At 59.3% G+C, this 5257-nt stretch carries 8 protein-coding genes; 5 read left to right on the forward strand and 3 right to left on the reverse strand.

Annotated features, from left to right (window positions below):
* Positions 1 to 83 precede the first annotated feature (83 nt).
* From NW809_RS10490 to NW809_RS10510, 5 genes are all read left to right on the forward strand, one after another.
* Positions 84 to 254: a hypothetical protein gene (locus NW809_RS10490; protein WP_011429924.1), complete on the forward strand. Its 171-nt coding sequence runs from the start codon at positions 84 to 86 to the stop codon at positions 252 to 254.
* A gap of 2 nt (positions 255 to 256) precedes the next feature.
* A complete protein-coding gene (locus NW809_RS10495; protein WP_011429925.1) occupies positions 257 to 778 on the forward strand; it encodes a GNAT family N-acetyltransferase in 522 nt (173 codons plus the stop codon).
* Positions 779 to 845: 67 nt separating this feature from the next.
* Positions 846 to 1136 (forward strand): 4a-hydroxytetrahydrobiopterin dehydratase, encoded by a 291-nt coding sequence (locus NW809_RS10500; protein WP_414402078.1) that lies wholly within the window; start codon positions 846 to 848, stop codon positions 1134 to 1136.
* A gap of 280 nt (positions 1137 to 1416) precedes the next feature.
* On the forward strand, positions 1417 to 2373 hold the full coding sequence (locus NW809_RS10505) for an NAD(P)H-binding protein (RefSeq protein ID WP_011429927.1): 957 nt from the start codon (positions 1417 to 1419) through the stop codon (positions 2371 to 2373).
* Between the two features lie 103 nt (positions 2374 to 2476).
* Complete coding sequence (locus NW809_RS10510) at positions 2477 to 3463, forward strand: ABC transporter ATP-binding protein (RefSeq protein ID WP_414402079.1); 987 nt, start codon at positions 2477 to 2479, stop codon at positions 3461 to 3463.
* A 29-nt stretch (positions 3464 to 3492) separates the two neighbouring features.
* Here the strand turns inward: NW809_RS10510 and NW809_RS10515 are convergent, their stop codons facing one another.
* The 3 genes from NW809_RS10515 to NW809_RS10525 all read right to left on the reverse strand — a co-directional run.
* Positions 3493 to 4626, reverse strand: a complete 1134-nt coding sequence (locus NW809_RS10515) for a glycosyltransferase family 4 protein (RefSeq protein WP_011429929.1) — start codon at positions 4624 to 4626, stop codon at positions 3493 to 3495.
* A gap of 101 nt (positions 4627 to 4727) precedes the next feature.
* A complete protein-coding gene (locus tag NW809_RS10520; RefSeq protein ID WP_011429930.1) occupies positions 4728 to 4859 on the reverse strand; it encodes a hypothetical protein in 132 nt (43 codons plus the stop codon).
* Positions 4860 to 4983: 124 nt separating this feature from the next.
* The coding region (locus NW809_RS10525; protein WP_414402080.1) for a M50 family metallopeptidase at positions 4984 to 5257 on the reverse strand (274 nt) is incomplete at its 5' end.

The raw sequence follows: 5257 nt of genomic DNA on the forward strand, positions 1-5257 counted from the left end.
GTCTAACAGCGGCTGGCCTGGAGAAGCCTCTTCGCGCTCGCATCCCGACTTGCACTATACTGTAGGAGCTAAGGTGTAGAAATATGAACATCCTACGGCAGTATATCTTTCCCGCCTTCATCCTGCTGGTGTTTCTATTCACTCTGGTGGTGGTGAGCATTCGCTCGTTTCTGCCAGAAGATATGGCTCAGCCGGCCCCGATCGAGGAGGCAGCAGCGGTGGGCCTTGCCGCTCTTTTTTCCGCGAATGGCTGAGGATGGCTGAACCGGAGATCCCTTTGCCTGCTGGCTACCGCTGGCGCCTTGGCTCCGCCTGGGATCGGCCCTGGGTGCGGCGGGGATTGCAGGCCACCTTGCAGGAATCTTTCCCCGAGCAAAGGCACTGGGATCATCTGGAAGCGACGTTGGATCGCCTCTTCGACCCTCCCCGTACCCCCTGCTGGTGGATCCTCAAGGAAGCAACAGGGGAGCCGGTGGGCGGTGTCTGGGCCGGCGTTTCCACCGATCAAGCCACCCATCGGCGAGTGGCCTATATCTTTTTGCTCTGGGTGGATCCTGCCCACCGGCGGCGCGGACTGGGCAAAGCTTTGATGCAACAGGTGGAACGCTGGGGATCCCAGCAGCAGTTAGCGGCCATTACCTTGCAGGTTTACCGCCACAACCAAGCTGCCCTCAACTTTTACAGGCAGGCCCACTTTACTGTGCAAGGCTACTGGCTGTACAAACCCCTTGGCCCTGCTGCTGCCTCGCAGGAACCGGAAGACTACGAAGTTTTGTAAAGAAGCCGGGATCCGCCCTCAGGTGATTTTTTGATGAAAGCGGTGGCAACGACTGGAGGGAACGCCCATGTCCAGACCTGTCAAACTCAGCGAGGCTGAGATCCAGACCAAGCTGGAAAGCCTGCCGGGTTGGTCCTTGCAGGATGGGAAGCTGCATCGCCAATTTCAATTTCGCTCTTTTGTGGAAGCTTTTGGCTGGATGAGCAGTGTGGCTTTGGTAGCCGAGAGCATGGGGCACCACCCCGAGTGGACCAATGTGTACAACCGCGTGCGGGTGGATCTCACCACCCACGATGCCGGGGGCATTACGGAACTGGACTTCACTTTGGCGCAACACATGAACGAGCTGGCTGGCTAGACACTCTCTCGGCGGCAGACTGAGCCATAACCAGGGATCCCTGCGGCGCCGCGGGGATCCCTATTTGTTTGCCACTGCTCAGGTCAAGTTTTGACACTCCCACCCAGGGGATTCTTACGCAGCCCAAAATGGACTCGCGAAGGCGCTGTCAAGAAGCAACTAAAGTGGCTCAAGGGCTTTTCCGCTCCGCACTAAAGTACGGGGCTACCAAGCTATCCTCTTGTGTTAGGAGCTGCATCCGTCTGATAGACTAAGCCTAAGGTTAAGAAATGATAATTTTATGAACGTGCTGGTTGTGGGGGCAACGGGAACGCTGGGCCGTCAGGTGGTGCGGCGGGCCATCGAAGAGGGGCATCAGGTTACCTGTCTGGTGCGGAACCCAGCCAAGGCTGCTTTCTTGAGCGAGTGGGGGGCTCACCTCAAGGTGGGGAACCTACTGCAGCCCAGCACGCTCCGAGCGGCGATGGAAGGCGTCGAGGCGGTGATCGACTGTGCCACGGTGCGAGTAACCGACACCCTCAGCGCCCGCCAGGTGGATTGGGATGGCAAAGTTGCTCTGATCAATGCGGCACGGGCTGCCCAAGTGGGGCATTTTATCTTTTTCTCCATCATGGGTGCTCAGCACGAGTACCCTAATGTGCCCCTGATGAATTTCAAGCACCACATCGAGAAATACTTGATCGGATCCCAGATGCCCTACACCATCTTTCGTCCGGCGGGCTTTATGCAGGGATTGATCGGCCAGTACGCCATCCCGATTTTGGAAGAGCAAATTGTTTGGGTAGCCAGCGAGAGCATCCCCACGGCCTACCTCGACACCCTAGATGCAGCTCGATTTGCCGTGCGAGCCCTCAGCGTCGAAGCCGCCAAGCAGCAGGTCTTTCCCTTGGTGGGACCCAAGGCCTGGACTTCCCAAGAGGTCATCGCTCTCTGTGAGCAGCTTTCCGGCAAAAAGGCCAAGGTTCGAACCATACCACTGGGGGTCTTGCGGGGAGCGCGCAGGGTGGCCCAGTTTTTTCAGTGGAGCTGGAACATTGCCGACCGGCTGGCGTTTGTGGAGGTAATTGCCGCCAAAGAGCCGATGTATGCCGACATGACGCCTGTGTGCGAAGCCTTGGGCATTGAACTGGCTTCCCTGACCTCCCTTGAAGACTACCTGGCTGAGTATTTCCAAAAGATGTTGAAACGGATTCGCGAGCTGAAGGTTAAACAACCCAAGGTCAAGAGGCCCTTCTAGGAAACTGCAACCAAACCAGTAGCTGGGACAGGGTAAACTGGATAGCGGCCCAGCATCCCCCAGGGTTCGCCCTGGTTCTTTTCTCAGCCCCGGCTTTCTCTCTATGAGCGAGACGGTTGCCCCCTCCCCTGAAGCGACTGACCTCCATCCCGAACCGGCCATTGCCATCTCCGGCCTGACCAAAACCTATCGCACCGGCTTTTGGCTAAACAAGGTGGTCAGCCCCCTGAAGGATTTTTCTCTAACGGTAGCCCGCGGCGAAACTTTTGGGCTGTTGGGGCCGAATGGGGCCGGCAAAACCACCACGATCAAATGCCTGCTAGGGATTGTGGAGCCCACCAGCGGCAGGGGCACGCTCCTGGGCAAGCCTCTGGGGGATCGCTCCATTAAGCAGCGGGTGGGATATCTGCCGGAGAACCCCTATTTTTACGATTACCTGACGGCATGGGAGTTTCTCTATTTTGCCGGCAAGGTCTTTCGCCTGTCCGATAGCCTCCTCAAGGAGCGGATCCCGCAACTGCTGGAGCTGGTGGGGCTTTCTATCGATACGGCCCGCAAAAAGCAACTGCGCACCTACTCCAAGGGCATGCTGCAGCGCACCGGCATGGCCCAAGCCCTGATCAACGACCCGGAGCTGGTGTTCCTAGACGAGCCGATGTCGGGGCTGGATCCCATGGGCCGCTACCAGATGCGCGAGATCATCTTGTCCCTCAAGCAACAGGGCAAAACGGTGTTCTTCAACAGCCACATCTTGGGAGATGTGGAGGTGATCTGCAACCGCGTCGGCCTCATGGTCGGCGGCAAATTGGTGCAGCAGGGGACGTTGGACGAGCTGCTGGGCCAAAGCAAAAGCTACCACGTGCAAGGGCACGGCGGCGCCATCGACCAGTTCCGCGACCGCCTCGAGCACTTCTCCATCCAGGGATCCCACTGGTCGGGGGAATGGGGCGGATCCCTGCCGGAGCTGCTAACGCTTCTAAGCCAGGCGGGGGCGGTGGTGACCGATTTGCATCTGCAGCGGCAATCTTTGGAAGAATTCTTCGTCGACCAGGTGCGGGCTAGTGAAGGGGATCGGCCCGTCTCTGCCTAAGTGGACTCCACCCTAGGTGTCCTGGAACGTCATTTCCGCAGCCTGGATCCCGACTCGGCGATGACGGCGCGGTAGTACTCCTCCAACTGCTGCGTGGCTGCCGACCAACTCCAGCGCTCAGCCTCTTGGCGGGCCTGCTGCCGGAAGAGCTGCCGCTGCCCGGCGCTGTCCAACAGCTGCCGCGTGGCCCGAACAAAGTCGCTGTCGGAGTCCGGCTCGAAGAGAAAGCCGTTGCGGCCGCTGTCCACCACATCGGTAATGCCGCCGCAGCGGGGGGCGATCACCGGACAGCCGGCAGCCATGGCCTCCAACAAGACCAGCCCCAGCGTCTCGGTACGGGAGGGGAACACGAACAGATCCGCGGAAGCAAAGGCCGCTGCCAGGTCTTGCCCCTGCAAGTAGCCCGTAAACACCACATCGTAGCCGGCAAAATGTTGCTCCAGGGATCCCCGCTCCGGCCCGTCGCCCACAATGGCCAGCCGCGCTTGCGGGATCTGCTCCAGCAACACCCGGATCCGCCCCACCTCTTTTTCTGCTGAGAGCCGCCCCACGTAGAGCAACAGGGGTCGCTCCGGCTGCCCTGCCGTGAGGCGGGCCCGCATCTCTGGGCTAGCAGCCTGCGGGTGAAACAGCTCCGTATCCACCCCCCGCTGCCACAGGTGTACCCGCTCGATGCCGTGGGCGCTCAACTCCTGCATCATGGCCGTCGAGGTGCAGAGGTTGAGCCGCGCCAAATTGTGTCCCAGCTTGAGGAGGCTCCACAACACCCCCTCTAGGAAACCCAGCCCGTAGTGCTTGAGGTACTTTGGCAAATGGGTGTGGTAGGAGGCCACCAGCGGGATCCCCATCGTCTGGCTGTAGTAGAGGCCCCCCAACCCCAAAACTGCCGGGTTGACCACGTGGATCACATCCGGTCGAAAACGGTTGAGCAGCTTGCCGATGGCCGGGCCAGGGGCAGCCAGCTTCAACTCCGGGTACAAAGGCAAGGGGAAGCCCGGGATCCCGTAGACCCGTGCCCGCGCAAACCGCCTGGGGGCTCCCTGAGGCGCGACGATAAGCACCGAGTTGCCGCGAGCCGTTAGATGGCGCACTGTGTGGCAAAGCCGCGTGACGATGCCATCCACCTTGGGCAGAAACGTCTCCGTAAACAGGGCTATGCGCATTGGGATCCCAAGCCTAATGAAAAGACTCTAAAGATTCTCTGAGGATGAGTGTTGCACAAAACGGCAACGAGATAACGGCTTGGGACAGCAGCGGCACAACTTTATTCCAGCAGCTTGTCTTGCAGCGGAACAGAATGAGTTGGCTCTTGGTTCTGGCCGAGGGTATCAGCCGCCGTTTTGCTAATCAACAACAGCGTGGCCGCCAGGGCCAGTCCGATAACATCTCGCCACATAATCCGCTCCCACACTCCTCACTCCTCATGCCCCCTACTGTAGCGGCGGTTTTTGCGGCTGGGCAGTGATGGGCGACGGATTTTTAGGTGACAGGAATCACTTCCAAAATTGCGGTTTTGCCCCCTAGTCGCGAAAGGCCAGTTGCAAGCTGGTGATCAGCAAGACCAAAGAGAACACCGCCATCACCCCTCCCCAAAACCAGTAGGGCAAAAACAGGTTTTGGGCAATCTGGCTGGAATCCGAGAGGACCAGCCGCCCGTTAATCACCGCAGACTCCACAAACAGGTAGTCGAGTTGGTGGTAGGTGCTCACACAGGCTTGCACCCCCAAAAACTGCAAGGCAAAGCCCCGCAGCCAAGGAGAAGCCCAGCGAGCTACTGCCAGGATGCCCAAACCC

Source organism: Synechococcus sp. WC101, assembly GCF_047461555.1.
Lineage (GTDB): Bacteria > Cyanobacteriota > Cyanobacteriia > Thermostichales > Thermostichaceae > Thermostichus.

What these genes read in the sequence shown, in the direction of transcription:
- NW809_RS10490 (WP_011429924.1), top strand. Translation starts at nt 84, where the DNA reads ATGAACATCCTACGGCAGTATATCTTTCCCGCCTTCATCCTGCTGGTG.
- NW809_RS10495 (WP_011429925.1), top strand. Translation starts at nt 257, where the DNA reads ATGGCTGAACCGGAGATCCCTTTGCCTGCTGGCTACCGCTGGCGCCTT.
- NW809_RS10500 (WP_414402078.1), top strand. Translation starts at nt 846, where the DNA reads ATGTCCAGACCTGTCAAACTCAGCGAGGCTGAGATCCAGACCAAGCTG.
- NW809_RS10505 (WP_011429927.1), top strand. Translation starts at nt 1,417, where the DNA reads ATGAACGTGCTGGTTGTGGGGGCAACGGGAACGCTGGGCCGTCAGGTG.
- NW809_RS10510 (WP_414402079.1), top strand. Translation starts at nt 2,477, where the DNA reads ATGAGCGAGACGGTTGCCCCCTCCCCTGAAGCGACTGACCTCCATCCC.
- NW809_RS10515 (WP_011429929.1), bottom strand. Translation starts at nt 4,626, where the DNA reads ATGCGCATAGCCCTGTTTACGGAGACGTTTCTGCCCAAGGTGGATGGC.
- NW809_RS10520 (WP_011429930.1), bottom strand. Translation starts at nt 4,859, where the DNA reads ATGTGGCGAGATGTTATCGGACTGGCCCTGGCGGCCACGCTGTTGTTG.